Consider the following 25,454-nt stretch of genomic DNA (forward strand, 5'->3'; position numbering starts at 1 on the left):
AAAAAGTGTGTAGCGGTTCTCCGAAAAGATCATGCTCGAACAAAAGCCGGAAGGGCGATGACGAGTCGCCCAAATCTCATCGCGCTTAGCCGACCTCGCGCCGGACCTTCGCCGCGGCATCGCACATCGCCTTCAGCTTTCCGAACGCGGTCGCGCGCGGCATGTATTTCATACCGCAATCCGGCGCCGGGACGAGACGATCCGGCGAGACATATTTCAGACCGTTGCGAATGCGATCGGCGACGATATCGACGCTCTCGATCTCGGGGTCCGCGAGATCGAGCACGCCGAGCATGATCTTCTTCGACGACAAATCCTTGAGCACGCCGAGATCGAGCTTCGGCTGCGCCGCCTCGATCGAGATCTGGTCGGCAATGGTGTCGTCCAGTTCGGCAAGGAAGGAATAGCCGGCGGGCTTGTTCGAGCCCGGCACGACGGCGGCATAGCCAAAGCAGAGATGCACCACGGTCGGCACCGTGATCCCTTGCAGCGCGCGATTGATCGCCTTGACGGCGTAGCGCTTGGCGAGCTCCGGATTGTTGCGCACCCAGGGCTCGTCGAGCTGGATCACGTCGGCGCCGGCCTTCTGCAGATCGAGCGCCTCGGCGTTGACGGCCTCGGCGAGCGCCATCGCGAGCTCTTCCTCGTCCTTGTAGAACTCGTTCTTGGCCTGCTGGCTCATGGTGAACGGACCGGGGAGGGTGATCTTGGCCGCACGCTCCGTGTTCTTGCGCAGGAACTGCATGTCATGAAGCTCGACCGGGCCCTTGCGCCGCACGGGACCGACGACGCGTGGCACCGGCGTCTGCGTGTTGCCGGTGCGTGCCACGATCATCGCGGGATTGTCCCCGTCGATGCCGTCGAGTGCGGTAGCGAAGCGGTTGGAGTAGCTCTCGCGGCGGATCTCGCCGTCGGTCACGATGTCGATGCCGGCGCGCTCCATGTCGCGGATCGCGACGATGGTGGCATCATCCTGGGCTTCTTCCAGATGCTCCGGCGGCAACCGCCACATGTCGTGCAGGCGCGTGCGTGGCACCACCTTCGACAGCATGGCGCGGTTCACTAGCCATTCCGGCTGCGGATAGCTGCCGACCACGGTGGTCGGCAGGATGTGCGACGGCATGGGCATGAGGCTCTCTTTCTTCTTGTTGTTGTGGCTTGTCGTTGTTGGGCGCGGCCGTTCAGGCCGCGCGCGTTGCCGCGACTGATCCCTCGTCCTTGACGGGATTGCGCAGGATGCCGATGCCGGAGATCTCGATCTCGACGGTGTCGCCGCCCTTCATCCACAGCGGTGGCGTGCGATAGGCGCCGACGCCGCCGGTCGTGCCCGTCACGATCACGTCGCCGGGCGCAAGCTCCGTGAAGGTCGAGCAATAGGCGATCAGGGCCGGCACGTCGAAGACGAGATCGGAGATCGGAGCCTTCTGCACTTCGGCGCCGTTGAGCCGGGTGATGAGCGTCTGTTTGCTGATATCGGTCAGCTCGTCGGTCGTGACCATCCACGGTCCGAAGCCGCCGGTGCCGGCGAAATTCTTGCCCGGCGCGAATTGCGAGGTGTGGCGCTGCCAGTCGCGGATGCTCCCGTCATTGTAGCAGGCATAGCCGGCGACATGGCTGAGCGCGGCTTCACGCGAGATGCGGCGGCCGGCCTTGCCGATGATGACGGCCATTTCACCCTCATAATCGAAACGCTCGGATTCGAGCGGCCGGATCATCGGCTGGCCATGACCGACCTGGCTGTTGGCGAAGCGGGTGAAGATCATCGGATGCGCCGGTGTCGGGTGGCCGCTCTCGGCAAGATGCGTGGCGTAGTTGACGCCGATGCAGAAGATCTTGTCGGGATCGGGGACCGTCGGCAGCAATGTAACGTCCTCGAGCGCGTGGTCGGGCTTCTCGCCGCCCAGCTTCTTCAACTCGTCGAGCGAGCCCTTCGCAAGCAGTGCCTTCAGCGTCGGATAGGCCTTCAGGGCCTTGCCGGCGTCGATGACACCCTTGTCGGTGACGATGCCATAGCTCGCCGTGCCGGCGATGGTGAAGCTTGCAACTTTCATCGGTCAAACACTCTCTTCGATGGAGGAAACATAGTCGTCGATGGGAAGCGCGATCTCGCCGTTGCGGATCGGAACGCAAGGCGGCGGAAAATCCTGGCGGAAGCGCGCGCCGGCCGCGGCGGCGCGATCGAGAAAGCGTTCCAGATGATCCATCGCGCCGGTCGGCAGATCGTGCAGCACCATCAGCGTCCAAGGCTGCCGGCTGCACTGGTCGAGCGCACGCTCGGTCCAGCCCTCGGGGTCATCCCAGTCGCGAGGAATGGAATTCCAGAGCACGCAACTGTGCTTCTCGCGCGTGAGATGATCGACCACGGACGGCTTGAGCAGCCGCCGGTCGAGATTGCCGCCGCCACCGAACGGCCGGAACCAGCGCTGCGGATGAGCGAGGTTGCCGATCGCGTCTTGCGTGCGTCCGATCTCGCTCTCCGCGGTATCGCGTCCGGATTGCTCGCCAAGCGGAATGCTGTGCGTAAAGGTGTGATTGCCGATCCAGTGCCCCTCGCGGTGCGCGCGCTCCGCAAGGCCGCGCCGCTCGGGATCGGCGAGCTTCTCGCCGATGACGAAGAAGGTGGTCTTGATGCCGCGCTGGCCGAGAATGTCGAGCACGCGCGGCGTCACGCTGCGATCGGGGCCGTTGTCGAATGTCAGGGTCAGGTCGTACACGCGCGTACCTCAGGTCGCCGGCTGCATCGCGCCCGATGCGATCTCGTCATTGGCCTGACCGCCACGGGTGCCGGTTTGCCAGATCGCCGCCTTGCGCTCGATCCACCTGATGATGGCGTTGAAGCCGATTGCAAGGAACAGCACGAGCAGCACGCCGGCGAACACATGCGCGCTGTCGAGAATGGTGCGGTAGCGCGAGATCAGATAGCCGATGCCGGCCGAGGAGATCAGCATTTCCGAGACGACCACGCCGACGATGACCAGCGCACCGCCGACGCGCAGACCCGATAGCACCGTCGGGATTGCCGCAGGGATGATGACGCGGACGAGCCGCTGGCTCAGCGTCGCGCCCATGCTGCGGGCCGCGAGCAGGAGCTGCGGGTCGATGGTCTGGATGCCGGCCGCGGTCGCCAGCATCGTCGGCAGGAAGCCGTAGATCGAGGCGAACGCGATCTTGGACTCCGAGCCGATACCGAGCCAGACGGTGAAGACCGGGTAGAGGATCACCAGCGGCACCGCGTAGAGGCTCGATACCATCGGCATGATGAGGACGCGCGGGCCGGGCAGGCTGCCAACGATCGCGCCGAGCAGGATGCCGCCGCCACAGGCAAAGGCCATGGAGACCACGACCTCGTAGAGTGTGACCGCAAGCGCATGGCCGTACTCGCCCGCGTCGGTCCAGCCGGCCATCAACGTGGACGACAGCGACGGCAGGAACAATTCGGCAATGAGCCCGCTGCGCGGCAGCAGCTCCCACAAGGCGATCAAGCCGATCACGATCAGATGTCGCAGCGTCTTGGCGCTGATCCTGGCGCTCATCTCCGCCTCATGCCGATTTGCGGATGTGCCGCCAGATGCGGTCGCGCAGGCTGCCGAAGGCATCCCCGCTCAGCATCTCGTAGGTCCTCGGCCGCGGCAGCTGGACCTGGAGATGGTCGACGATGCGGCCGGGCCGGGCCGACATCACGATCACCTCGTCGGCGAGATAGACCGCTTCCGTCAGGCTGTGCGTGACGAACACGACGGTCTTGCCGGTGGCGGCCCAGATCCGCAGCAGCTCGTCGCCCATGGTCATGCGCGTCTGTTCGTCGAGCGCCGCGAACGGCTCGTCCATCAGCAGCACCGGCGGGTCCTGCACCAGCCCGCGCGCGATCGAGACCCGCTGCTTCATGCCGCCCGAGAGTTCATGCGGATGGCGCTTGCCGAAACCGTCGAGCCCGACCAGCTTGAGCGCATCCTGCGCCTTGGCCCTCCGCTCGGCCTTGGGAACGCCGCGCAGCGCCAGCGGAAACTCGACATTGTCCTCCGCCGTCAGCCAGGGAAACAGGCTCGCCTCCTGGAACACCACGCCGACCCTGTCGGGATCCGGCTGCGGAATCGGCGCGCCGCTGATCGTGATCGTGCCCGCGGTCTGCTGGCGCAGGCCCGCCATCATCATCAGTAGGGTCGACTTGCCGCAGCCGCTGGGGCCGACCAGCACCACGAAGCGGCCGGGCTTGACCTCGAGCGAGACGTCCTCCAGCGCCACGACGTCCTGCGACCGGGTCTTGAACACCTGGCCGACATTCTTCACCTCGATCGCGCCGGCGCGCGCGGCGGGCTTGAGCGGGGTCACGTTCGCCAATGGCTGCATCGCGTTTCCACCCATCTGACAAGTTCGTTGAAGGTCATGGCGATCGCGGCGACCATCACGACGCCGGCGAGGAGCTGCTTCATCTGGAAATTCTCGCCCCAGATTGCGATCTGGTGGCCGATCCCGTCGCGCGAGGCGTACATCTCGGCGAGGATCACGCCGGTGAGATTGAAGATCATGGAGATCCGCAGCGCCTCCAGCAGCACCGGCAGCATGCTCGGCAGGTAGACTCGGAACGCGGTCTGCATCGGCGTGGCGCCATAGGAGCGCGCCACCGTCAGATGCTCGACCTTGACCGACTCCACCGCCGTGGTCGTCGACATGATCACGATGAAGATCGTGGAGAAGAAGCCGAAGCCGACCTTCTGGGCGAAACCGACGCCGAACACCAGGATGAACATCGGCAGGAAGATCGATTTCGGGATGCTGAAGGCGAAGAACAGCAGGGGCTTCGCAACGTCGGCGAAGTAGCGGTTCTCCGCGACCAGGAAGCCGATCAAGGCGCCGACCGGCACGGCCAGCGCGAACGCCGTCAGCACCTCGGTCGCGGTCACCATCAGGTCCTTCTGCACGGACGCGCGCTGCAGGAGATCGCCGAGCGTCACGAACGTGTCGGACGCCGACGGCAGCAGGCGCGGATTGACGATGCCGGTGCGTGACAGCATTTCCCACAGCGCCAGGATCGCGACGATGATCGCGATCCGCGCCAGGTTGATGGCGAGATTGCCCTGCATCGCGACTACTTGGTCGGAACCGGCTTGAACTTGGTCGAGATCACATCCTCGACCGGCACGATGTCCTTGAGCCCGCCGAGCTTGGCGAGATCGAGCGAGAGCTGCACGGCCGCGCTCACATTGGCCGCGCCCATGTCGCCGCTGGTCTCGAGCTTCATGATGGTGTTGTCGTATTCGAGGGCAGCGATCTCCGGCGGCATCTCGTAGAGCTCGGCGATCAGCTTGACGGTGACGTCGCGATTGGCGCGCATGAACGCGACCGCGCCGTAGAGGGCGTTGACCGCCTTCTGCACCAGCTCGGGCTTGGCGTCGGCGAACTTGTCGAGCACGATCCAGCCGGCGGTGAGGTTCGGCGGAACCGCGGTCGCGTAATCCAGGATCGTCTTGGCTTCGCCCGACTTCGAGATCTGGAAGCTCAGCGGAGAATAGACCACGGCGGCGTCGACATTGCCGGCGAGCAGGTTCGGCACCAGCCCTCCGCCGCCGACAGGGACGCGCGTGAAATCGATCTTCTTGTCCTGGATGGTCCACAGCGCAAGCAGGTCCGAGCCAGAGCCGGCCGCGGTGATCGCCACCTTCTTGCCGTTGAGGTCCTTGACGTCGAGCGTCGATTTGACCGGCACCATCAGCTGCCAGCCGAAATTGCCCATCGCGGCGTTGGCGACGATGCGCGACATCACGCCCTTCTTGCGTCCGGCGGAGACCAGCGACGGCGGGTCGAGGATGATGTCGGCGGCGCCTGCAGCCATGCCCTCGAACGTCTCCGCGCCGCTGCGATAGATCGTCAGCTCGGCCTTGATGCCTTCCTTCTCGAACAGCTTCTGACGCACCGCGGTCTCGGCGATGGTCGTCGGCCAGTATGTTTTGGTGGGCAGGCCGACGCGAATGGTATCGGCGGCGTTCGCCGGGCCGGCGAATATGGCGGCGGCGACGAGCGACATGACTACGTGACGACGATTGATCTTCATTGTTTCCTCCCGGTCTGTCTTTTTTGTGTCGAATTCTTGGGAATCGTCAGCTCGTGCGGCTCACCTCCGCGATGCGCGAGGCGGCGAGCTCGACGAAGTCCTTGGTGATGCCGAAATGCGTCGACAGGGCGCGAACGGCGGCGTCGGCGTCGCGCTCCACCAGGGCAGCGACGATCGCCTCGTGCTCGGCCTCGACGTCGCGCGGCTTGCCGCCGAGCTCGCGACGGATCGACAGCCGCCGATATCTCTCGCTCTGCTCGTGCAGCACGTCGCGAAAGCCGAGCAGCCATGGCGAGCCGCAGGCGTTGACCAGCGCGCGGTGGAAGATGCGGTGGCGGACCACCCATTCCTCGTAATGCGCGGTCGGATCGTCGGGGTAATGATAGGGGACGGCCTTCAGGGCTGCCCAGGTCGATTGCACCGAGGCGAGCCAGGAATCGTCGCCGCGCTCGATCGAGCGGCGCAGCGCAAGCCCTTCGATGTCGATCCGGGTCTGGGTCACGTCGGCGAGATCGGCGAGCGACACCGGGCTGACCCGGAAGCCGCGCTGGTCCGACGCCTGCACGAGGCCGTCGGCGACGAGCCGCGACAGCGCCTCGCGCACCGCTGCAAGGCTCACCGAGAACTGCTTGGCGATGCCGGCGATATGCAGCTTCTGGCCCGGCAGCAGCCGCGTCGCCAGGATATCGGCGCGCAGCCGCTCGTGCAGCGCCGACGTCAGGCTGCGCGGACCATCACCGGGACTTCCCGACATGTCGAACTGAAGCGGACCCATCGGGCAAATGATTGCAGCGCCCCGTCGGCGGGTCAACAAAAATCGAAAATCGATTTTCTAGGTCGCTCAGGTTGAACGTTGGTGCCAGCGGCACGCTGGCCGCGACTGTCTCACCCGCACGCCCAGTCGAACTTCATCTTCTTGAAGTCCAGCTGCGCGTTGCCGCCGCCGAAATTGTAGCCGCCGAAATATTCCTCGAACTCGATGTAGAACGGGCTCATCTCCGGCACCGCCTGGCAGGGCCGCATGGTGCCACCGAGATGGTTGTGGGCGTGATCCCTGGCCCAGTCGTGCAGACGGAAATTGTCGGGGTTCGGTTTGCCGCCGACGTAATAATAGTAAGGCTGATAGCCGGTCGGCGGATTTTCGCGCACGTATTCGTCCTGCGGTCCCTTGCCGGCGTTGGGATCATTCGCGCGCGCCGCCAGCGCGATCCCAAGCGTCGCGCCGAGGTCGGCGGGCGGGGGTGCCGCAAACATCTTCTCCGCGTAACCCGGCGCGGCCTCGAAGAAGGCGCGCGCGCCGCCGACATCGAGCCAGCGCGGCCGCTCGGCCGTCGCCAGCGCAAGCGGCGCCGGCGGCGTCGCGAACGCGCCGTCATACTCGGCTTGCGTCAACAGCAGCGCGGCATAGGCGTAGTCGAGAATGTCCGTCATGCGCGACAGGCGCGGGTGCGAAGGCCGGGCCATGACCATCTCGCGGACTTCCGGGTCGTCGGGCGCGCCGCCGTCATTGTGATCGGGCGCGGTGGCGAAAAACGACAACGCGACGATGTCGTCGCCATGCACCCGATAGTCCTCCGGCAGAAGCAAGGTGAAGCCGTGCATCAAGGGATAGCCGGTGACGGGATCGAGCGGCCATTCCTCGCTCGCGATGCCCGGCGGCAGGCCAAACACCCAGCCCTGGTCGCGCACGCGGTCCGCGGGCCGGTCAAGCATCTTGAGATCATAGGCACGCGAAGGCAGCGGAATTGCCACGGGTCGTCTCCATCCGGATTTAGCCTCGCCGGCGAGGCGAGGGTTGGTCGCGGGGAGAAGGGATCTGGTTCGGGGGGAGGCCTTCTTCTCCCTATTTGGAGAGAGTCCGATCTCTTTGGAGGGCTTCCGGCCGGGTCTTGATTCGCCTAAGAGTTGCTGATGAACGAATTCGCCTTCCACCCCGAGGACAAGGCGCGGTCGCTGATCGACCGACAATTGGCCGCTTCAGGGTGGGTCACCCAGTCCAGAGAGGACATGAACCTCGGAGCCGGGGTGGGGGTGGCCGTTCGCGAATTTCAGACCGATTCCGGCCCCGTCGATTATGCCCTTTTCGTCGGCCGCAGATTGTGTGGCGTGATCGAAGCCAAGCCCGAAGGGGTAACATTATCAGGCTTTTCGGAGCAGGCCTCCCGTTACATCGCCGGTGCCCCAAAGCACCTCGTGCGGGAGGAGGGGCAAGTCCGCTTCGAATATGTTGCGACCGGGACTGAGACGATCTTCCGCGACCACGTCGATCCCGATCCGACATCGCGGCGGCTTTTCTCTTTCCATCGCCCGGAAACGCTCGAACTGTGGCTGAAGCAACCGCTCACGCTGCGCGGCCGGCTTCAGGCCATGCCCGCCGTCGTCGCGGATGGCCTGCGCACCTGCCAGGTCGATGCCGTCTCCGCGCTCGAAAATTCGCTGAAGCAGAACAAGGCGCGGGCGCTGGTGCAGATGGCGACCGGCGCCGGCAAAACCTTCACGGCCTGCACGCTGAGCTATCGTCTGCTGGCGCATGCCGGCTTCAAGCGCATCCTCTTCCTCGCCGACCGCGCCAACCTTGTGCGCCAGACCCGCGACGAATATCTGGCCTATCGGCCGTCGGGCACCGGCAGGTCATTCTCCGAAATCTATAACGTGCAGAAGCTCGGCGCGGCCGGCCTCGACAAGGATGCCGCTGTGGTTATCGCAACCATCCAGCGCGTCTATTCGGTTCTGACCGGCAGGGACTTGTCAGAAGACGAGGAGGAAGCCTCGTCCTTCGAAGCCTCGCGGAGCGAAGCCGAACGGCTGGTTGTCTACAATCCCTCGATTCCTATCGAGAGTTTCGACCTCATCATTACCGATGAATGTCACCGCTCGATCTACGGCACATGGCGCCAGGTGCTCGACTATTTCGACGCCTTCATCGTTGGTCTCACCGCGACGCCGTCGCTGCACACGCTCGGCTTCTTCGGCAAGAACCTCGTCGCGCAGTATCCTTACGAACGCTCCGTCGTTGATGGCGTGAACGTCGGCTTCGAGATCTTCCGCATCCGCACCGAGATTGGCGAGCGCGGCAGCACCGTGGAAGCCGGCTATGACCTGCCGGTGCGCGATAAGCGCACGCGAGCCGAGCGCTACGAAAAGCTCGACGCGGATTTCACCTATACTCCTGACCAGATCGACCGCTCGGTGCTGGTGCCGAACCAGATCAGGACCGTGCTGGAGGCCTACAGGGACTCGCTATTCACCGAACTTTTCCCGGGACGCAGCGAAGTGCCCAAGACGCTGATCTTTGCCAAGGACGATCACCATGCCGAGGAGATCACCAATCTCGTCCGCGAGGTCTTCGGCAAGGGCAACGATTACGCCAAGAAGATTACCTACAAGACCGATGGTGGTGATCCCGAAGGCCTGATCCGCGCGTTCCGCAATGACTACAATCCACGTATCGCCGTTACGGTGGACATGATCGCCACAGGCACGGACGTGAAGCCGCTGGAGGTCGTGATCTTCCTGCGTGACGTCAGGTCGGAGCTCTATTTCGAGCAGATGAAGGGCCGCGGCGCACGCACGATCTCGATCGAAAAACTGCGCGAGGTCACGCCGGACGCCGAGGCCAAGACGCGCTTCGTGCTGATCGATGCCGTCGGCGTCACCGAAAGCCTCAAGACGGTGTCCCAACCGTTGGAACGTCAGCGCGCCGTGTCGTTCGACCGGCTGATCGACGACATCGCCGCCGGGCGGCGCGATGACGATGCCTTTGCAACGCTGGCCGGACGTCTGGCCGCGCTTGATCGTCGCATCAGCGACAAGGATCGCGCCGCCATCACCAAGGCCTCAGGCGGCGTCGATCTCGGCGGCCTCGCCGCGCGCCTCCTCAATGCCATCGACCCGGACGCGCCGGCAGCGCGCATCCCGAAGGATGCGCCTGAACCCGAGCAGAAGAAGGCGCGTGACGGGGTCAAGGATGAAGCCGCGACTATTTTCGATGACCCCTCGCTGCGGCGGCTGCTCAAGGAGGTCAAGGCCGCCGCCGACATCCGCATCGATACAGTCTCGACTGATGCCGTGGTGTCCTCCGGCTGGGACGAGAAGAAAGCCACTGATACCGTCGATCGGTTCAAGCGCTTCCTGGAGGAGCGCCGCGACGAGCTGACTGCGCTTCAGATTCTCTATCGGTTGCCTTATGCACAGCGCCGATTGACCTACGAGGCCGTGGATGATTTGAGAGAGGCACTGAGACGTCCGCCCTGGCTTCTGGAACCTCCTGACATCTGGCGCGCCTACAAGCGGCTGGCCTCCGACAAGGTGCGCAGCAATCCTGCGGGCACGCTGGCGGATATCGTGATGCTGGTGCGCTATGCGATCGGTGAGAGCGAACAGCTGGAGCCACTGTCCTCGCTGGTCGCGGGGCGTTTCAATCTCTGGCTGGGGCGCGAGGAGAAGGCCGGGCGGAGCTACAGCAAGGAACAGAGGAACTGGCTGATGGCCATTCGCGATCATCTTTCGGTGAACATCGAAATCCGTGCCGAGGACATGATGGACGCGCCGGAGTTCTCCGCGCGTGGCGGGATCGTGCGGGCGCGGGCGTTGTTCGGGGCGAAGCTGCCGGCCTTGCTGGATGAACTGACGGATGTCCTGGTGGCTTAATGGACTTGTCAATCATCGATCAAAGCCATTCATCCCAGAAAGAGCTATGGAAGTTGCCCGACGGTTGGGTGTGGATGTCGCTCGGCAGTCTGGGCACTTGGACCGGTGGTGGTACACCTTCGAAAGCCAATGCATCCTTTTGGCAAAACGGCACTGTCCCGTGGGTTTCACCCAAGGATATGAAGGTCGACATCATTGGAGATACTGAAGACAGGATAACAGCGGAAGCTGTCGTGTCCTCCTCAGCCAAGTATGTGTGCGAAGGATCGGTCGTGATGGTGATGCGATCAGGGATTCTTCGCCACTCCTTTCCGGTAGCCGTAACCGACCGGGTCGTAACGCTGAATCAAGATCTGCGTGCTCTGTCGCCGAGCAATCGAATTAGCCCACACTACATCGCTCTCTATCTTGCGCTTGCTTCGCAACAGGTGCTTCACGAATGCTCCAAAGACGGTACGACCGTCAACAGCATTGAAGTCTCGGCGCTGGAGCGACTCGCTATTCCGGTCGCTCCTCTGTCCGAGCAGCGCCGCATCGTCGCGCGGATAGACGCGCTATTCGCCGAGATTGCCGAGGGCGAAGCTGCGCTGGCGGAAGCGCGCAAAGGCCTTGAAACTTTTCGGCGCGCGTTGCTGAAGGCGGCCGTCACTGGGGAATTGACAAGGGACTGTCGTGCCAAGCTTCAGTCCGATAAGTCTGGATCGGAGATCCTTGCGAATCTTCGCAGCCGTTATCCGAATGCATCGCCAACAAAGGCTGGATGGAGGCCGAAACAGGGGTTGCGGCCGCTGCCACCGGACTGGACTTGGTGTGCGATCGAAGAGGCTGGTGAAGTCCAACTCGGGCGCCAGCGCGCGCCGCAGCACCACAGCGGGGACAATATGCGTCCCTATCTGCGCGTTGCGAACGTGCTTGAAGATCGTCTCGATCTATCCGACGTGAAGTCGATGAACTTCACTCCGACGGAGTTCAAGACATTCGAGCTTCGCTCCGGTGATATCCTGTTGAACGAGGGGCAAGCTCCAGATTTGCTCGGACGGCCGGCGATGTATCGCGGCGAAATTGCTGGATGTTGCTTCCAGAAAACTCTGTTGCGATTTCGAGCAAAGCCGGGCGTGTTGCCGGAATATGCCTTGATCGTTTTTAGACACTACATGCACTCTGGCCGCTTCAAGCGCGAAAGCCGAATCACCACAAATATTGGCCATCTGACCCAGGTGCGTTTTGTTGTGATGGAGTTTCCGCTTCCACCCGAAGCGGAGCAGCAAGCGATCGTCGAGGCATTTCGCGAGAGCGAATCCGCTGCAAACGACGTATTGGCGATCCTTGATGCCGAAGCCTCCGACGCAGCCCGCCTCAAGCAATCCGTCCTCAAGGCCGCCTTCGAAGGTCGCCTCGTGCCGCAAGATCCCGCGGATGAGTCTGCGAGCGTCCTGCTGACGGGCCTTGCCGCGGAACAAAGCGGAGCTCAAGCCAAGCGCGGGCGCAAGGTGGCACGCGCAAATGACCTTGCAACGTAATGATACACATCATATGATATACTCGTCGAAGAAATATATCATGGAGGTTCCAATGCAAGTCTCCAAATGGGGCAACAGCCTCGCGGTGCGCTTGCCCAAAGCCCTGGTCGATGAACTTGGCCTCAAGGAAGGCGACGAAATTGATGTCGTCGCCGCCCGCAAGGGCACAATCGAGGTCGAGACCAAAGAAGAGCGGCGTCGCCGGGCGATCGAAAACCTCGCCTCCCTCAATTGGGCGCTTCCTCCCGATTACAAATTCGACCGCGATGAGGCGAATGAGCGGTGAAGGCGTTTCTCGATTCCAACGTCCTCGTCTACACCGTGACATCCGACCCACGAAAGCAGCAGGCGGCCGCGTGCCTGAGCCGCGGCGGCTGCGTCAGCGTTCAGGTGTTGAACGAGTTCATCCACGTCGCCCGTCGAAAGCTCCGTCACGACTGGCCGCAGATCGAATTTGCGCTTCAGCAGTTCCGTGTTTCTCTCGATGACATCGTGCCGATCACGCTGAACACCCACGTGAGCGCCCTCGCGCTCGCCCGAAGTGACGGCTTTGCCTTCTTCGACGCGCTGATCATCGCTGCGGCGATCGAAGCCGGCTGCGACGTGCTGTACACCGAGGACATGCAGCACGGCCGCAGCATCGGCGGTGTCAACATCGTCAATCCGTTTCTCGCAAGCACGCCATGAACGCCCAATCCCTCGTCGCAAAGGTCTGGAATTTCGCGCACGTTCTGCGCGATCAGGGCGTGTCCTATCAGGCTTACATCAGCCAGATTTCCTATCTGCTTTTCCTCAAGATGGACGAGGAGCGCGTCACCCAAATCGGCGAAGCCTCGATGCTGCCCCAGGGCGCGCGCTGGGAAGATATCAAGGACCTCTCGGGAGAGGCCCTCAGCGAGACCTACGCGAAGCTGCTGGAGAAGCTGTCGAAGCAGGGCGGCATCATCGGTGCGATCTTCCTGAAGGCGCAGAGCGAAATTCAGGATCCCGCCAAACTCAAGCGGCTTGTCGGCCTGATCGACAATGAGACATGGCTCGGACTTCCTGTCGACGTGAAAGGCAACATTTACGAAGGCCTGCTCGCGCGTAATGCAGAGGACGTCAAGTCCGGCGCCGGGCAATACTTTACGCCGCGGCCTCTCATCGAAGCCATGGTGGAAGTGGTAGATCCCGAGCCGCACCAGACAGTGCACGATCCCGCCTGCGGCACGGCGGGCTTTCTGCTCGCCGCCTGGGAGCGCATGAAGCAGCATAAGAAGGCGCGCGATCGCCTCGTCTATTCCGCGCTAAAGAACAAGTTCTCCGGTGTCGATATCGTCCCCGAGGTCGTTCGCCTCGCGGCTATGAATCTCTACCTGCACGGCATCACCGGCGTCGATTCCATCGTCGAAGCCAAGGATGCGCTTCTTGGCGCGGGCGGCAAAACCTATGATGTCGTCCTGACCAATCCTCCGTTCGGCAAGAAGCAGAGCTATCGCATCGTCCGCGACGACGGCGAGATCGACAGCGAGCGTGAAGACTACGACCGTCAGGATTTCTTCGTCACGACGTCCAACAAGCAGCTCAACTTCCTTCAGCACATCATGACAGTGCTGGCGCCGAACGGTGAGGCCGCCGTGGTGCTGCCGGACAACGTGCTGTTCGAGGGCGGCGCAGGCGAGACCATCCGGCGCCGCCTGCTGCAAAATTTCGACTTCCACACGCTTCTGCGTCTGCCCACTGGCATCTTCTACAAGCAGGGCGTCAAGGCGAACGTGCTGTTCTTCGACAAGAAGCCGCCTTCGGAACAGGCCGCAACCAAGGAATTGTGGATCTACGACCTCCGAACCAACCAGCGTTTCACTCTGAAAGAGCGGCCGATGGTCCGTGCAGACCTCGACGACTTCGTAACCTGCTATCGATCAGACAACCGTGCGAAACGCGAGGAATCCGAGAAGTTCAAGCGCTTCCCGCTGCAAACCCTGCTGGCACGCGACAAGGTCAATCTCGATATCTTCTGGCTGAAGGACCACGCGCTCGACGATCCCGATCTGCTGCCGTCACCGGACGAAGCTGCTGCCGAAATCGTCGAGAGTCTGGAGACTGCGTTGGAGCGCTTCCGCAGCGTCGCTAACGCGCTTGGCGAAAAGCTTGCCTAGAGGCAGTATCTCAATACTCTGTATCTGACCTTCTGAACAACCGACTTTGAAGCCGATGCCAATCTCAGCCCAGCGCCTGTCTGAGCTCGCTAGTCTGCCAGACGACCTGATCGATACATCCGATATCGCGGAAGCGAGCGATGCGTTTTTTCGCGCGGCAAGATTGCATCAGCCGAAAACAACGACGGATGCGTCAAAGGCACCTGATGCTCAAGAGGGAACTCAACACAAGCTCCGATGATGCCATCCTACCCCTGTTTCGCCCGGCGGTCAACGTAAATTTCGTAAAATCCGCATCATGTAGAAAATTCGCAAGGCCGACCAGTGCCTTCCCTACTGTGCATGGGGTTGTTTTCGCACTTTTGTTTTAGCTACCCCCGCATCCGCACCGCCGTCGCATCCACCACGTTCTCCACCTCCTCGCGCCAGCTCAAAATCTCCATCGCCAGCACCGGATGATTGAAGCCCTTGACCACGAGATCGTCGAGCGCGCGCGCCTCCACCCAGGGCTCGACGATGCCGTAGACGCGGCGGCTGGCCACGATCTGGCCCGCCTTGGCTTCGCCGCAGAGGCGGGAGGCGAGGTTGGTGACGCTGCCGATCGCGGCATATTCCAGCCGCTGCTCGAAGCCGACCTGGCCGAGCGTGGCATAGCCGACCGCGATGCCGATGCCGAACCCCAGGCTATGGCCGCGGTTGCGCCAGCGCTCGGTCAGGGGGCCGATGGTGTCGCGCATCTCCACCGCCATCTTCACTGCGCGCCTGGTGTGGTCCTCGAACTGGATCGGGGCGTTGAACAGGATCATCACGCCGTCGCCAGCATATTTGTCGAGCGTGCCCTCGTACTTGAAGATCAGCTGGCCGAGGGCTGCGTGATATTCGCGCAGCACGTTCATCGCCTCTTCCGGCTCGGTCGCTTCGGTGAACGCCGTGAAGCCGCGCAAATCGCAGAACACGACCGTCACCTCGCGGCGCTGGCTGGTGAGCAGCCCTTCAGGGCTGTCGGAGGAGGCGATCAGCTGCGCCACCTGCGGCGCCAGGAAGCGTTCGAGCTTGCGGATGCGCTCGAGCTCGCCGAGCTGGGTGCTGACGCGTTCCTCCAGCGACTTGTTCCAGTCCTTGAGCTGCTCGGTTTGCTGCTTGAGCTTGTCGGCTTGGGCGCGCACGGTCGTGTTCGCCGCCTCCAGCGCCTGGCTCTTGTGGTCGACCTCGGAAAACAGCTGCGCGTTGCGCATCGCCAGCACGGCCTGGTTGGCGAAGGTGCGCATCAAGCCGATGACGCTGGGCGCGAACGCGCCCGCGGCGCGGCGCAGCACCACGAGTGCGCCCAGCGTGCCCTGCTGGTCGATCAGCGGCACCACCAGCACCGAGTTGAAGCCGGCCGCGAGCGCGGCCTCGCGCAGCGGCTGCGCGGCGGCCTCGCCGAGCTCGGCCAGCGCGATCGGCTCGCCGCTCGCGGCGGCATCGCTCAGGATGTTGTCGCCCTGCGCGATGTTGACATGCGCGCCGTCGGCGGATCTGTCGATGCCATCAGCCTCGACCAGGTTGAAGCGGCGCGCCTCGGAATCGAAGCCGTAGATCAGCACCGCGTCGGCACGGGTGATCTCGATGGCGCGCCCGGCGATGGTCGCAAGCACCGCGTTGAGGTCGAGCGAGGAGGCGACCGCACGGCCGACCTCCTCCAGCACCTTGAGCTCGTGAATCGATTGCGCGAGGTCGCGGGTGCGCTCCTCGACCTTGCTCTCCAGGTTCGAATAGGTCTCCTGGATCTGGTCGGCCATGCGGTTGAACTGCCCGGCGAGGTCTTCCAGCTCGTCGGAGGTGTGCACGTCGATGCGGTGGCTGAAATCGCCTTCGCCGAGCCTGTAGGCGCCGTCGCGCAGGGCCGTGATCGGGATGATCATGCGGCGGGCCAGCAATGTGCCGGCGAGGATCGCGACCATCAGGCCCATGCCGATCAGAAGCGCGATGCGCACCAGCTGGTCGCGGATCGGCATCAGCGCCTGCGTGCTCGGCTGCTCGAACATCACGTACCAGCCGAGCTTCGGCACGATGGTGGCTGCACTCATCACCGACTGGCCGTTGAGGTCGGTGCCCGATGTCGCGACCGCGCGGTCGGGCGCGATCGCGGCCGCAACCTGCGGCAGCCTGGAGAGGTCTTGGCCGATCTCGGGCCCCTTCGACGACGTCGCCAGCACACGGCCGCGCGGGTCGATCACGTAAGCAAAGGCGGCCTTGCCGACCTGGGCGTCCGAGAGGAAGTCGGAGAGGAAGCCGAGATCGATCTCGGCGACGGTGACGCCGGCATTGAATCCGGAATGCGCCACCGAGATCGACATCATCGGCGTCCGGTCGGCGAACCAGGCTGGCGCATAGCTGACCCCGCGGGTGACGGCGTCGGTGAAGCGGACGTCACGGGAGAGGTCGGCGCTGCCGCCAGTCGTGGTCGACTGCCTGGAGACGCGCAGCACCTCGCGGCCGTCGCCGTTGAGCTGGAACAGCTGGTTGACGACTGAGACCTGGTGCAGCAAGGACGCATAGTCGGCGCGGCGCTTCTCCAGCGTGTCCTGGCTTGCCCGCGTCACCCAGCTGATCTGGCGGTCGAGCTCGGAGATCGACTGTTCGATCCGCCGCGCGGCGGCTTGCGCCTTGTCCTCCAGCCCGTCGGTCAGCTGCGCCCTTGTGGCGCGGTAGGAGATCCAGGTCTCCATCGCGCCGTTGACGGCGAGGACGAACACGACGAGGCCGACGAGGGAGACGACGTATTTGGCGAATAGGCCCCCGCGCAGAGATCGTGTCTTGTCGTTCGCTCCTGCCATCCCGATCCTCTCGCGCCGCTACGGACGCCGGCGCTATGGGCCATGTAGGCCCGTTCGGGCCGTTCTAGCACAATTCAGGCCGCAGGGCCGCCGCGCGGCCGGCGGACCGGCCGGTGTGGTTACTCCCTCTGGCCTTACGGATGGGTGGATTGTCGCAGCTTCAACGGTTCGGCGGAAGCGCCGCAAGGCGAATGCGGGAAGGTCGGCGCGGCCTATCGATTGAAGAGCTGCCGCAGCACGTCGTTCATTGGCTGACTGTCCTGCTGCGCGGCCGGCGGGTCCTCCAGATCAGGGGCCGACGGCGAGGCCCGCGGTACCGGCGTCGACGGCGTTGCCGGCATGCTGCGGCTGCGCCCGGTGCCCGGTGCGGGAGCAGGACCGGACCCGGCGCCGCTGGAAAGTCCCTGCTGGATCAGATTGCCGAGCGCTTCGCCGAGCGGGCCGCCGAGCAGATTGTTCTGCCCCGGCTGCGAGCCTTGCGGATTGGCATTGCCGGGCGGATTGCCGCCGCCCGGCGCGGTGGTGCCGCCAAGACCGAGGTTGCCGAGGCTGCCCAGAAGATTGCCGAGCCCGGCGCCGTCGGGGCCGAACAGGCCCTTGCCCATCTCGCGCAGCTTGGCATAGGCGGCATCCGGATTGTCCAGCATGCCGGCCATGTCAGGGTAGATTCGCGGCTGCGACCAGGAGCCCTGGATCATGACGGGAATGCCGAAGCCGACCGGCTCGTTGGTGCGTCCCTGGCCTTCGGTCGTCATCACCAGCTTCGGCTCGACGCGAAAGCCCATCATCTTGGTGTCGAGCGCGATGGTGCCGGCGCCGGTCACGCGCACCAGCGGCCCGATCAGGTTGAGGTCGGTCGTCACCGCCTGGCCCTTGTCGATGCGGAAGGAGGCCGACAGCTGCGACAGGTCCGTGCTCTGCTCCTGGCTCGCATTCTGGTTGTCCTGCCAGCCGGACAGCGTGCTCGTGGTCAGCGAGCGGATCATCTGCGCGACATTGATGCCGCGGATGGCACCGTCCTGGAAGTTGACGAACGCCGTGCCCTGCATGTTCGCCATCAGCGCGCGCTGGCTGTTGCCGGCGCTGCGCAAGGCGAGCTTGGCCTGCAGCTTCCCGTCGATGCGGTCGAATTCGGCGAGACCCTGAAGCAGCGGCAGCGCGCGCACGCCGACGAGGTCGGAATGCATGGCAAAGCTCGGCGCGCCGGTGGTCGCATCCAGGATCACCTCGCCCGAGACCTGGCCGCCATAGGCGCCGAGATTGGCGGTGCCGGCCTTCAGCAAGCCGCCGGCGAGCTTGGCGTCGAGCGCCAGCGGCGCGATGCGGGCATCGCCGATGACGGCTTCGTTCGCGGAGATCCGCACCTGCGCGTCGACATAGTTGAGTCCGGAGACGTCGATCGGCGCAGTGCTCCAGGGCTGCCCCGCAACGCCTTCCGGCGATTTGGCCAGCGGCATGGCGAGCCTCTGGAAATCGAGATCGAGCTTGACCAGCGGCTTGCTCGCGATGTCGAGCGAAGCCCAGCCGTTGAATGCGCCGTCGCCGAGCCTGCCATTGACGCCGTTGATCATCACGACATTGCCGCTCAGCCGCATCTCGGCGCGGCCGGTGAGCTGGGACTTCAGCACGCTGGGCATGTCGATGGCGAAGTCCACGGGAAACGTCGAACGTTCGGCCGGCACGGTCGTCTTGATGTCGAATTTGGTCGGATGCTCGCCGACACGCGCTGTGCCGGCGATGTTGACCTTGCGGTCGCGGTCGACGGTCGCGTCGGCGTTGATGGCGCCGATGCGGCCGTCGACGCGGTCGCGCAGACGCGAGAAGGCGACTTCGCCGTCGGTGATCTTGATGCGGTCGACGGTGGCGCCATGGGTCTCGAGCGCGAGCGGCTTCGACGGGGCGCCGGCATTCGGCAGCCGCTCGCGCAGCAGCGGCTGGTAGAGCACGGGACGGGTGACGGCGAGCTCGCTGATTTTCGGAGCGCCCGACCACACGCTGGCAAGCGACATGTCGGCCTGCACGCTGCCGATCGTCAGCCGCGTGATGCCGCTGCGATCCTTGGGGTCGGCAAGCGTGAGGTCGTTCAGGGTGAGGTTCAACGTCGGCCACAGGCTGATCTTCGTGGTGCCGTCGATCGTGAGGCGGTAGCCGGTCGCAGTCTCGACGCGCGAGGCGATCGTCGAGGTCAGGAAGCCCGAGGGGATCCCGACCACGAGCAAAAGCCCGATCGCGACGATGACGGCGGCCAATGCTGCGCCGGCGAATTTCAATGCTCTCATCTCGACTTTCCAGCGACGGACAATCGGCGCCGACCCCGGCAGATCACCCGTCCTTTGCGCCTCAAGTTTATCCCCGGACCGGAAGCGGCTCCAAGCGGGTAAAAATAGTCAGGGGATGCTGCAAAGTTATGTGACTTATGGCACACTTCTCCGGCGCGGTTTTACGCGATCCTGAAGTTGATGGTTTCAAGCGATTTGCCAAGGGTAACGACCAGAACGTTCATAAGGACATTGACATGAGCAAGCAGGCCGAATTTGCGGTCATCCTGAAGATGAATCCGATGTTCGCCGATCTCGGCGCGGACGAGCTCCAGCGGCTGTCCAATCTCTGTCACACCCAGCACCTGGGGAACGGCGAGGTCCTGTTCCAGAAGGGCGATCCTGGCGACGCACTGTTCGGCGTCCGCCGCGGCCAGGTCCGCATCGAAACCGGCGCCTCCGACGGCAGCCGGCTGACTCTGAATTTCATGGGCCCGGGCGACCTGTTCGGCGAGGTCGCGGTGCTGGACGGCCAGAGCCGCACGGCCGACGCGACCGCGGGCGAGCCCAGCGAATTGTTCGTGCTGCGGCGCGAAGATTTCCTCGGCTTCCTCGAGCGCGAGCCCAAGGTCGCGATCAAGATCATCGCCCTGCTGTGCCAGCGCATCCGCTGGCAGAGCGAGCGCATGGAAGAGTCCATGCTGCAACCTCTGCCGGTGCGCCTGGCCCGGCGGCTCTGTGCGCTCGCCGCCGATTTCGGCTCCGAGGTGCACATCTCGCAGGAACAGCTCGGGATATTCGTCGGCGCCGCCCGCGAAAGCGTCAACCGCCAGCTGCAGGCCTGGCGCAAGGACGCCATCCTCGATCTGCAGCGCGGCCGCATCCTGCTCAGGAACATGACCAAGCTGACCGCGATCGCGCGCAACGAGTAGGGTCAAGCAATCGGGAGCCTGCGTCTGCGGACACGATCGCGGTCGATCGTGTTAGCGCTCGCCTTTTGCCAGTGCACGACCGCGGCCTTTGCAATCTCACTCCGCCGCGGGGTGCACGAGGCTCTTCGGAGCTGGCCCCGCTTGCGCCGGCGCCGCTTCGTGATGACCATCCGTCTCGGCGTCCTCGCTATGCACGATCAGCCGCTTGGCGAAGCGCCAGATCAGGGCGCCGAAATCGTCCATCACCATGAACATCGCGGGCACGAACACCAAGGACAGGATGGTCGAGAAGATCAGGCCGCCGATCACCGCAAGCGCCATCGGCGAGCGGAATTCACCGCCGGCGCCCACCGCAAGCGCGCTCGGCACCATGCCCGCGGCCATCGCGATCGTGGTCATCACGATCGGGCGGGCGCGTTTCATGCCGGCGTCGATCATGGCTTCCTCGCGCGGCTTGCCGGCGCGAATGGCTTCAATGGCGAATTCCACCAGCATGATCGCGTTCTTGGTGACGATGCCCATCAGCATCAGGATGCCGATCCACACCGGCGTGGTGAGCTGCTTGCCGGTGAGAAGAAGTGCCGCGATGGCGCCGCCGATCGAGAGCGGCAGCGAGAACAGGATGGTGATCGGCTGCAGGAAGGTGCCGAACAGCAGCACCAGCACGGCATAGACCATCATCAGCCCCGCCGTGATGGCGGTCGCGAAGCCGTCCGACAATTCGTTCAGGCTTTCCGCGTCGCCGGAGGGCGAGACCTTCACGCCTTTCGGCAGGGACTTCATGACAGGCAGATCGTAGATCTTCTTGGTGGCATCGCCGAGCGCGGCCGAGCCGACGAGGTCGGCGGCGACGGTTGCCTGCCGCTCGCGATCGTAGCGGTTGATGCTGGTCGGACCCTGGTCCAACTTGATGTCGGCGATCACCGAGAGCGGCACGCCGCCCTTCTCGCCGCGCTCGCCGAGCGGCACGCGGAGCTGCTCCAGCGTCTTCAGACTGCCGCGGGCGGCATCCTCGAGCTGCACGCGGATCGGCACCAGGCGGTCGCCGACGTCGAATTTGGCGAGCGCAGGTCCGACGTCGCCGATGGTGGCGACCCGGATGGTCTGCGACAGGCTTTCAGTGGAGACGCCGAGCCGTGCGGCGAGATCCGCGCGCGGTTCGATGCGCAGCTCGGGACGCTCCAGCGAGGTTTCCGAGATGACGTTGGCGATGGTGGGAATCCGCTTCATCTGCGTCGCAAGCTCGCTCGCGACGTTGTTGACGATGTTGGGATCGACGCCGGTCACCACCAGCGAGATCGCGCGCAGGCCGTTCTCGTCGAGGAACCAGAAGCGGATGTCCGGAACGTTCTCCAACTCCTGGCTGATTGAGAATTCAAGCTCGCGCTGGGTGATGTCGCGGCTGTCCTTGGGCGTGTAGTTGATGATCAAAGCAGCGCGGCGGACTTCCTGGGTGCCCGGCGGGACGCGCCCGCCGTCGACGAAGATGCTCTTCACCTCGGGCCGTTTGCGCAGCCGCGCGACGATGTCCTCGGTGACCTTTTCGGTGTAGGCCAGCTGGGTGCCCGGCGGCAGCTCCAGCGCAAGCAGAGAGCGGGCGCTGTCCTGGGCCGGCAGGAAGCCCTGCGGCAGCAGCGTGATGCTCCAGATCGATGCAGCGAACACGCCGAGGCCGATCAGCACCGTGATGTAATGGTGCTTCACCGACCAGGTTACGAGGCGGTGATAGGATCGCAGGATGCGGCCCGGCGGCGGCTCTTCGTGCGTGCTGTGTTTGAGGAAATAGGCGGCCAGCACCGGCGTGACGAAGCGTGCCGCCAGTAGCGAGAAGAACACCTGCACCGAGACGGTGATGCCGAACTGCTTGAAGAACTGTCCGGCGATGCCCGACATGAAGCTGGCCGGCGCGAAGATTGCGATGATGGTCAGCGAGATCGCGATGACCGCGAGGCCGATCTCGTCGGCGGCCTCCAGCGCGGCCCGGTAGGGCGACTTGCCCATGTTCATGTGCCGGACGATGTTCTCGATCTCGACAATGGCGTCGTCGACGAGAATGCCGGTCGACAGCGTGATGGCGAGGAAGCTGACCAGATTCAGGGAGAAGCCGAGCAGGTCCATCGCCCAGAACGCGGGGAAGATCGACAGCGGCAGCGAGATCGCGGCGATGATGGTGGCGCGCAGGTCGCGCAGGAACAACAGCACGATGACGACGGCGAGGATGGCGCCTTCGAACAAGGTCGAGATCGCGGCGTGGTAATTGCCGTTGGTGTATTCGACCGAGGTGTCGATCACCTTCAGGTCGACGTCGGGATAGGCGGCCTTCAGCGCGTCGATGCGCTTCTGCACGGCCTCGGCCACCTTGACGTCGCTGGCGCCTTTGGAACGCTTGATGCCGAGCGCGACCACCGGCTCGCCGTTGAAGCGGGCGAAGGTGCGGCGGTCGGCGATGGTGTCGGTGACGGTGCCGAGATCGTCGAGCCGGACCTCGCCGCCGCCGAACAGCGGGATCATGGTGCCGGCGAGATCGCCCAGCGTCTTGGCGCCGGCGAGCGTGCGGATCGCCTGGTCGTTCTTGCCGATCTCGGCGCGGCCGCCGGCGACGTCGACATTGGTGCCGCGCAGACTCTGGCTGACATTGACCGCGGTCAGCCCCATCGCCTGCAAGCGGTCGGGATCGAGCGACACGAGAATCTCGCGCTCGACGCCGCCGATGCGCTCGACCTGGGCGACGCCGCGCACGCCCTGCAGCGCGCGCTTGACCACGTCGTCGACGAAATAGGAGAGCTGCTCCGGCGTCTTGCCGGGCGAGATCGCGGCATAGGTCACGATCGGCAGGCCGATGACGTCGACGCGCTGGATCAGCGGCTCTGTGACGTTCTGCGGCAGGTTGGAACGCACGCGCGTCACCGCGTCCTTGACGTCGTTGAGCGCGCGGTCGGTGTTGGTCTCCAGCGCGAACTGGATCGTGGTGACCGACAGGCCGTCGGTGATCGAGGAGGTGATGTGGCGCACACCTTCGACGCCGGAGACGGCGTCTTCAACCGTCTTGGTGACCTGGGATTCCAGCTCGGCCGGTGCGGCGCCGAATTGCGAGACCGCGACCGAGATCACGGGAATGTCGGCCGAGGGCAGCCGCGTGATCGCGAGCTTGGTGAAGGACACCCAGCCAAGGACCAGAAGGATGATGGAGAAGACGACCGACGGCAGCGGATTGCGGATCGACCAAGCCGAAATATTGAGAGCCATCAGCGTACCCGCGTGCGATCGAGTTCATCGGCGAACATGGTCTTGATCTGGTCACCGTCATGGAGCGACGAGCCGGCGTCGGCCACGACGATCTCGCCGACGTCGAGACCTTCCAGGATTTCCGTCGCGGTGTCGGACGACAATCCGACCCGCACTTTGCGTGTCTCGATGGTGTTGCCCTTGACGACCTGGATGGTGAGATGGTCGATCGCGGTCTTCGGAATCGAGACGCCGCAGCTTCGCTTGGCGTCGATCGAGGCACGGGCGAACACGCCGACCTTCAGCGAGGGATTGTTGGCGACGCTGATGCGGACGCGGCCGAGCTGCGTGGCACGGTCGATCTCGGGCGCTACCAGCCGGACCCGGCCGATCAAGTCCGGCGCGTCGTCGCGGCCGATGCGCACGGTCGCGCCGGCCGTGAGCTTGGACATGTGCACCGCCGGAACCTGGGCGTCGAGCTCGATCTCGTTGTTGACGGCGATGCGGAACATCGGGCCGGCCTGCGGCGAGGCGGGCGCGCCGACGATGGTGCGGACCTCGGTGATGAGACCCGGCGCCGGCGCTCTCAGCGAGATCGGGCCCTGCGGGCCGGGGCGCTGAGGCTGGCCCGGGATCTGCGGCGGCGGCGTCAGGCGCGCCAGTTCCTGGTTGTCGGTGACGATGGTGCCCTCGCTGACGAGCAGGTCGGTGACCCTGGAGCCTTCCTGGTCGGCAACGACCACCGCTTCGCGCCGCGGCACGAAGAAGCCCGTCACGCGCACCAGATCGGAGAAACAGGCATTGGTTGACTTCGTCACGATGACGAGCGCCTCGCTCGGCGTCTCCTTCGGCTCGGGGCGCTTGCGATGCTCGAACAGATAATAGCCGACGCCGACCGCGACGACGAACGCCACTGTTCCGGCCGGCTTGAGATACTCAGTCAAATTCATCGCCGGATCATCCTGACCTGGCTCACGGCCGCGAGGCTCAAACGGAGCGTTTCCCTGAAACAAAGCGGCGTCCCGCAAGGCTGCGGGACGCGCTTCGGAAGCGAGACCTTACACCACATCACGACTGGTCACTGCAAAAGGATGGCGTCGCGCTCACTTCGATGCGGTGGTCTTGTTTTCCATATTGACCACCTGCACGCGGCGGTTGGCCTCCGCCAGCGGCTGGCCCGGATCCTTGAGCTTGCTCTTGCCGTAGCCGACGGTGACGAGGTCGGTCGCGGAGATGCTGTACTTGTCGACGAGGTAGCGCTTGATCGAATCGGCGCGACGTTCCGAAAGCTCCTGGTTGTAGGCTTCGCCGCCGGCCGCGTCGGTGTGGCCGGCGACCACGAAGGTGGAGCCCTTCAGGTCGGGACTGGTCAGCGCGCGGCCGAGCGCCTGCACCGCCGGCAGCGACTTGGTGCTGATATTGGCGGAGTTGTAGTCGAACGTGATTTCGAGGTCGATGTTCGGCTTGTCCTTGGCGACCGAAGCGATCTCCTCGCGCTCGGTCGACGACAGCGAGCGCGTCGAGCGGCCGCGAACGGACTGCAGCAGCTTGGTCTCGGCCGCATTCGGCGCGGATTCGGTCTGCGGGCCGATCGAGAGGCCGCGGGTCAGCGGCTTCTTTGGCGCCGGCGCCAGCGCACGGACGATCTCGTCCTCGGTGACATTCTTGCTGTTGCCGTCATCGCCCGCATAGGCGGCCGAGGTCGGCAATGACAGCATGGCGCCGACGGTGATGATGGACAGAATCGCGGTAAGCCCTTTTGCAGCCGATCTCATAGCCAGTCCCTCCTGCGCAGCCAGCTCGCGTGCTTCTAAAAATTCCGGCAACAAGCACCCGAAGAGGCGTGTTGCGGCATCCGCCAGA

At 64.3% G+C, this 25,454-nt stretch carries 20 protein-coding genes; 6 read left to right on the forward strand and 14 right to left on the reverse strand.

The window, feature by feature from the left end:
* Positions 1-85: 85 nt before the first annotated feature.
* The 9 genes from AC3WLX_RS32575 to AC3WLX_RS32615 form a co-directional block, all read right to left on the reverse strand.
* Entirely contained in the window at positions 86-1,129 is a 1,044-nt protein-coding gene (locus tag AC3WLX_RS32575; RefSeq protein ID WP_492339022.1) for a 5-methyltetrahydropteroyltriglutamate--homocysteine methyltransferase, read from the reverse strand.
* 52 nt (positions 1,130-1,181) lie between these two features.
* Positions 1,182-2,051, reverse strand: a complete 870-nt coding sequence (locus AC3WLX_RS32580; RefSeq protein ID WP_492339023.1) for a fumarylacetoacetate hydrolase family protein — start codon at positions 2,049-2,051, stop codon at positions 1,182-1,184.
* A 3-nt stretch (positions 2,052-2,054) separates the two neighbouring features.
* Positions 2,055-2,714, reverse strand: a complete 660-nt coding sequence (locus AC3WLX_RS32585; RefSeq protein ID WP_492339024.1) for a polysaccharide deacetylase family protein — start codon at positions 2,712-2,714, stop codon at positions 2,055-2,057.
* 9 nt (positions 2,715-2,723) lie between these two features.
* The gene (locus tag AC3WLX_RS32590) at positions 2,724-3,533 is read right to left on the reverse strand and encodes an ABC transporter permease (RefSeq protein WP_492339025.1); all 810 of its coding nucleotides are present in this window, start codon (positions 3,531-3,533) and stop codon (positions 2,724-2,726) included.
* 7 nt (positions 3,534-3,540) lie between these two features.
* Entirely contained in the window at positions 3,541-4,347 is an 807-nt protein-coding gene (locus AC3WLX_RS32595) for an ABC transporter ATP-binding protein (protein WP_492339026.1), read from the reverse strand.
* Positions 4,326-5,081 (reverse strand): ABC transporter permease, encoded by a 756-nt coding sequence (locus AC3WLX_RS32600; RefSeq protein WP_492339027.1) that lies wholly within the window; start codon positions 5,079-5,081, stop codon positions 4,326-4,328. Before AC3WLX_RS32600 ends, AC3WLX_RS32595 begins: the two co-directional genes overlap by 22 nt.
* Before the next feature lie 5 nt (positions 5,082-5,086).
* Entirely contained in the window at positions 5,087-6,049 is a 963-nt protein-coding gene (locus AC3WLX_RS32605; RefSeq protein WP_492339028.1) for an ABC transporter substrate-binding protein, read from the reverse strand.
* A 46-nt stretch (positions 6,050-6,095) separates the two neighbouring features.
* On the reverse strand, positions 6,096-6,824 hold the full coding sequence (locus tag AC3WLX_RS32610) for a GntR family transcriptional regulator (protein ID WP_492339029.1): 729 nt from the start codon (positions 6,822-6,824) through the stop codon (positions 6,096-6,098).
* Positions 6,825-6,934: 110 nt separating this feature from the next.
* Positions 6,935-7,801: a hypothetical protein gene (locus AC3WLX_RS32615; RefSeq protein WP_492339030.1), complete on the reverse strand. Its 867-nt coding sequence runs from the start codon at positions 7,799-7,801 to the stop codon at positions 6,935-6,937.
* A 159-nt stretch (positions 7,802-7,960) separates the two neighbouring features.
* Between AC3WLX_RS32615 and AC3WLX_RS32620 the strand changes: the two genes are divergently transcribed.
* The 5 genes from AC3WLX_RS32620 to AC3WLX_RS32640 are packed head-to-tail and all read left to right on the forward strand — an operon-like array spanning position 7,961 to position 14,357.
* Positions 7,961-10,699 (forward strand): type I restriction endonuclease subunit R, encoded by a 2,739-nt coding sequence (locus AC3WLX_RS32620; protein WP_492339031.1) that lies wholly within the window; start codon positions 7,961-7,963, stop codon positions 10,697-10,699.
* On the forward strand, positions 10,699-12,219 hold the full coding sequence (locus tag AC3WLX_RS32625; RefSeq protein ID WP_492339032.1) for a restriction endonuclease subunit S: 1,521 nt from the start codon (positions 10,699-10,701) through the stop codon (positions 12,217-12,219). The genes AC3WLX_RS32620 and AC3WLX_RS32625 overlap by 1 nt, the downstream gene beginning before the upstream one ends.
* A gap of 52 nt (positions 12,220-12,271) precedes the next feature.
* Positions 12,272-12,505 carry an AbrB/MazE/SpoVT family DNA-binding domain-containing protein gene (locus AC3WLX_RS32630; RefSeq protein WP_271501794.1) on the forward strand — a complete coding sequence of 78 codons (234 nt, stop codon included), beginning with the start codon at positions 12,272-12,274 and terminating at the stop codon, positions 12,503-12,505.
* On the forward strand, positions 12,502-12,906 hold the full coding sequence (locus AC3WLX_RS32635) for a PIN domain-containing protein (protein ID WP_492339033.1): 405 nt from the start codon (positions 12,502-12,504) through the stop codon (positions 12,904-12,906). Before AC3WLX_RS32630 ends, AC3WLX_RS32635 begins: the two co-directional genes overlap by 4 nt.
* Positions 12,903-14,357 (forward strand): type I restriction-modification system subunit M, encoded by a 1,455-nt coding sequence (locus AC3WLX_RS32640; RefSeq protein WP_492339034.1) that lies wholly within the window; start codon positions 12,903-12,905, stop codon positions 14,355-14,357. The genes AC3WLX_RS32635 and AC3WLX_RS32640 overlap by 4 nt, the downstream gene beginning before the upstream one ends.
* Before the next feature lie 371 nt (positions 14,358-14,728).
* Here the strand turns inward: AC3WLX_RS32640 and AC3WLX_RS32645 are convergent, their stop codons facing one another.
* Entirely contained in the window at positions 14,729-17,176 is a 2,448-nt protein-coding gene (locus AC3WLX_RS32645; protein ID WP_492339035.1) for an adenylate/guanylate cyclase domain-containing protein, read from the reverse strand.
* 212 nt (positions 17,177-17,388) lie between these two features.
* Positions 17,389-19,455, reverse strand: coding sequence for an AsmA family protein (locus tag AC3WLX_RS32650; RefSeq protein ID WP_492339036.1), 2,067 nt, complete (start codon positions 19,453-19,455; stop codon positions 17,389-17,391).
* A gap of 236 nt (positions 19,456-19,691) precedes the next feature.
* Between AC3WLX_RS32650 and AC3WLX_RS32655 the strand changes: the two genes are divergently transcribed.
* Entirely contained in the window at positions 19,692-20,366 is a 675-nt protein-coding gene (locus tag AC3WLX_RS32655; RefSeq protein WP_291628214.1) for a Crp/Fnr family transcriptional regulator, read from the forward strand.
* 96 nt (positions 20,367-20,462) lie between these two features.
* Here the strand turns inward: AC3WLX_RS32655 and AC3WLX_RS32660 are convergent, their stop codons facing one another.
* The 3 genes from AC3WLX_RS32660 to AC3WLX_RS32670 all read right to left on the reverse strand — a co-directional run bounded on the left by AC3WLX_RS32660 (position 20,463) and on the right by AC3WLX_RS32670 (position 25,366).
* Positions 20,463-23,612: an efflux RND transporter permease subunit gene (locus tag AC3WLX_RS32660; protein ID WP_492339037.1), complete on the reverse strand. Its 3,150-nt coding sequence runs from the start codon at positions 23,610-23,612 to the stop codon at positions 20,463-20,465.
* Complete coding sequence (locus AC3WLX_RS32665) at positions 23,612-24,541, reverse strand: efflux RND transporter periplasmic adaptor subunit (RefSeq protein ID WP_492339038.1); 930 nt, start codon at positions 24,539-24,541, stop codon at positions 23,612-23,614. Before AC3WLX_RS32665 ends, AC3WLX_RS32660 begins: the two co-directional genes overlap by 1 nt.
* Before the next feature lie 153 nt (positions 24,542-24,694).
* On the reverse strand, positions 24,695-25,366 hold the full coding sequence (locus tag AC3WLX_RS32670) for an OmpA family protein (protein WP_291628219.1): 672 nt from the start codon (positions 25,364-25,366) through the stop codon (positions 24,695-24,697).
* Positions 25,367-25,454: the final 88 nt, after the last annotated feature.

The organism is Bradyrhizobium sp. FW305-F6 (assembly GCF_058782905.1).

What these genes read in the sequence shown, in the direction of transcription:
- AC3WLX_RS32575 (WP_492339022.1), bottom strand. Translation starts at nt 1,129, where the DNA reads ATGCCCATGCCGTCGCACATCCTGCCGACCACCGTGGTCGGCAGCTAT.
- AC3WLX_RS32580 (WP_492339023.1), bottom strand. Translation starts at nt 2,051, where the DNA reads ATGAAAGTTGCAAGCTTCACCATCGCCGGCACGGCGAGCTATGGCATC.
- AC3WLX_RS32590 (WP_492339025.1), bottom strand. Translation starts at nt 3,533, where the DNA reads ATGAGCGCCAGGATCAGCGCCAAGACGCTGCGACATCTGATCGTGATC.
- AC3WLX_RS32595 (WP_492339026.1), bottom strand. Translation starts at nt 4,347, where the DNA reads ATGCAGCCATTGGCGAACGTGACCCCGCTCAAGCCCGCCGCGCGCGCC.
- AC3WLX_RS32600 (WP_492339027.1), bottom strand. Translation starts at nt 5,081, where the DNA reads ATGCAGGGCAATCTCGCCATCAACCTGGCGCGGATCGCGATCATCGTC.
- AC3WLX_RS32605 (WP_492339028.1), bottom strand. Translation starts at nt 6,049, where the DNA reads ATGAAGATCAATCGTCGTCACGTAGTCATGTCGCTCGTCGCCGCCGCC.
- AC3WLX_RS32610 (WP_492339029.1), bottom strand. Translation starts at nt 6,824, where the DNA reads ATGGGTCCGCTTCAGTTCGACATGTCGGGAAGTCCCGGTGATGGTCCG.
- AC3WLX_RS32620 (WP_492339031.1), top strand. Translation starts at nt 7,961, where the DNA reads ATGAACGAATTCGCCTTCCACCCCGAGGACAAGGCGCGGTCGCTGATC.
- AC3WLX_RS32625 (WP_492339032.1), top strand. Translation starts at nt 10,699, where the DNA reads ATGGACTTGTCAATCATCGATCAAAGCCATTCATCCCAGAAAGAGCTA.
- AC3WLX_RS32630 (WP_271501794.1), top strand. Translation starts at nt 12,272, where the DNA reads ATGCAAGTCTCCAAATGGGGCAACAGCCTCGCGGTGCGCTTGCCCAAA.
- AC3WLX_RS32640 (WP_492339034.1), top strand. Translation starts at nt 12,903, where the DNA reads ATGAACGCCCAATCCCTCGTCGCAAAGGTCTGGAATTTCGCGCACGTT.
- AC3WLX_RS32645 (WP_492339035.1), bottom strand. Translation starts at nt 17,176, where the DNA reads ATGGCAGGAGCGAACGACAAGACACGATCTCTGCGCGGGGGCCTATTC.
- AC3WLX_RS32650 (WP_492339036.1), bottom strand. Translation starts at nt 19,455, where the DNA reads ATGAGAGCATTGAAATTCGCCGGCGCAGCATTGGCCGCCGTCATCGTC.
- AC3WLX_RS32655 (WP_291628214.1), top strand. Translation starts at nt 19,692, where the DNA reads ATGAGCAAGCAGGCCGAATTTGCGGTCATCCTGAAGATGAATCCGATG.
- AC3WLX_RS32660 (WP_492339037.1), bottom strand. Translation starts at nt 23,612, where the DNA reads ATGGCTCTCAATATTTCGGCTTGGTCGATCCGCAATCCGCTGCCGTCG.
- AC3WLX_RS32665 (WP_492339038.1), bottom strand. Translation starts at nt 24,541, where the DNA reads ATGAATTTGACTGAGTATCTCAAGCCGGCCGGAACAGTGGCGTTCGTC.
- AC3WLX_RS32670 (WP_291628219.1), bottom strand. Translation starts at nt 25,366, where the DNA reads ATGAGATCGGCTGCAAAAGGGCTTACCGCGATTCTGTCCATCATCACC.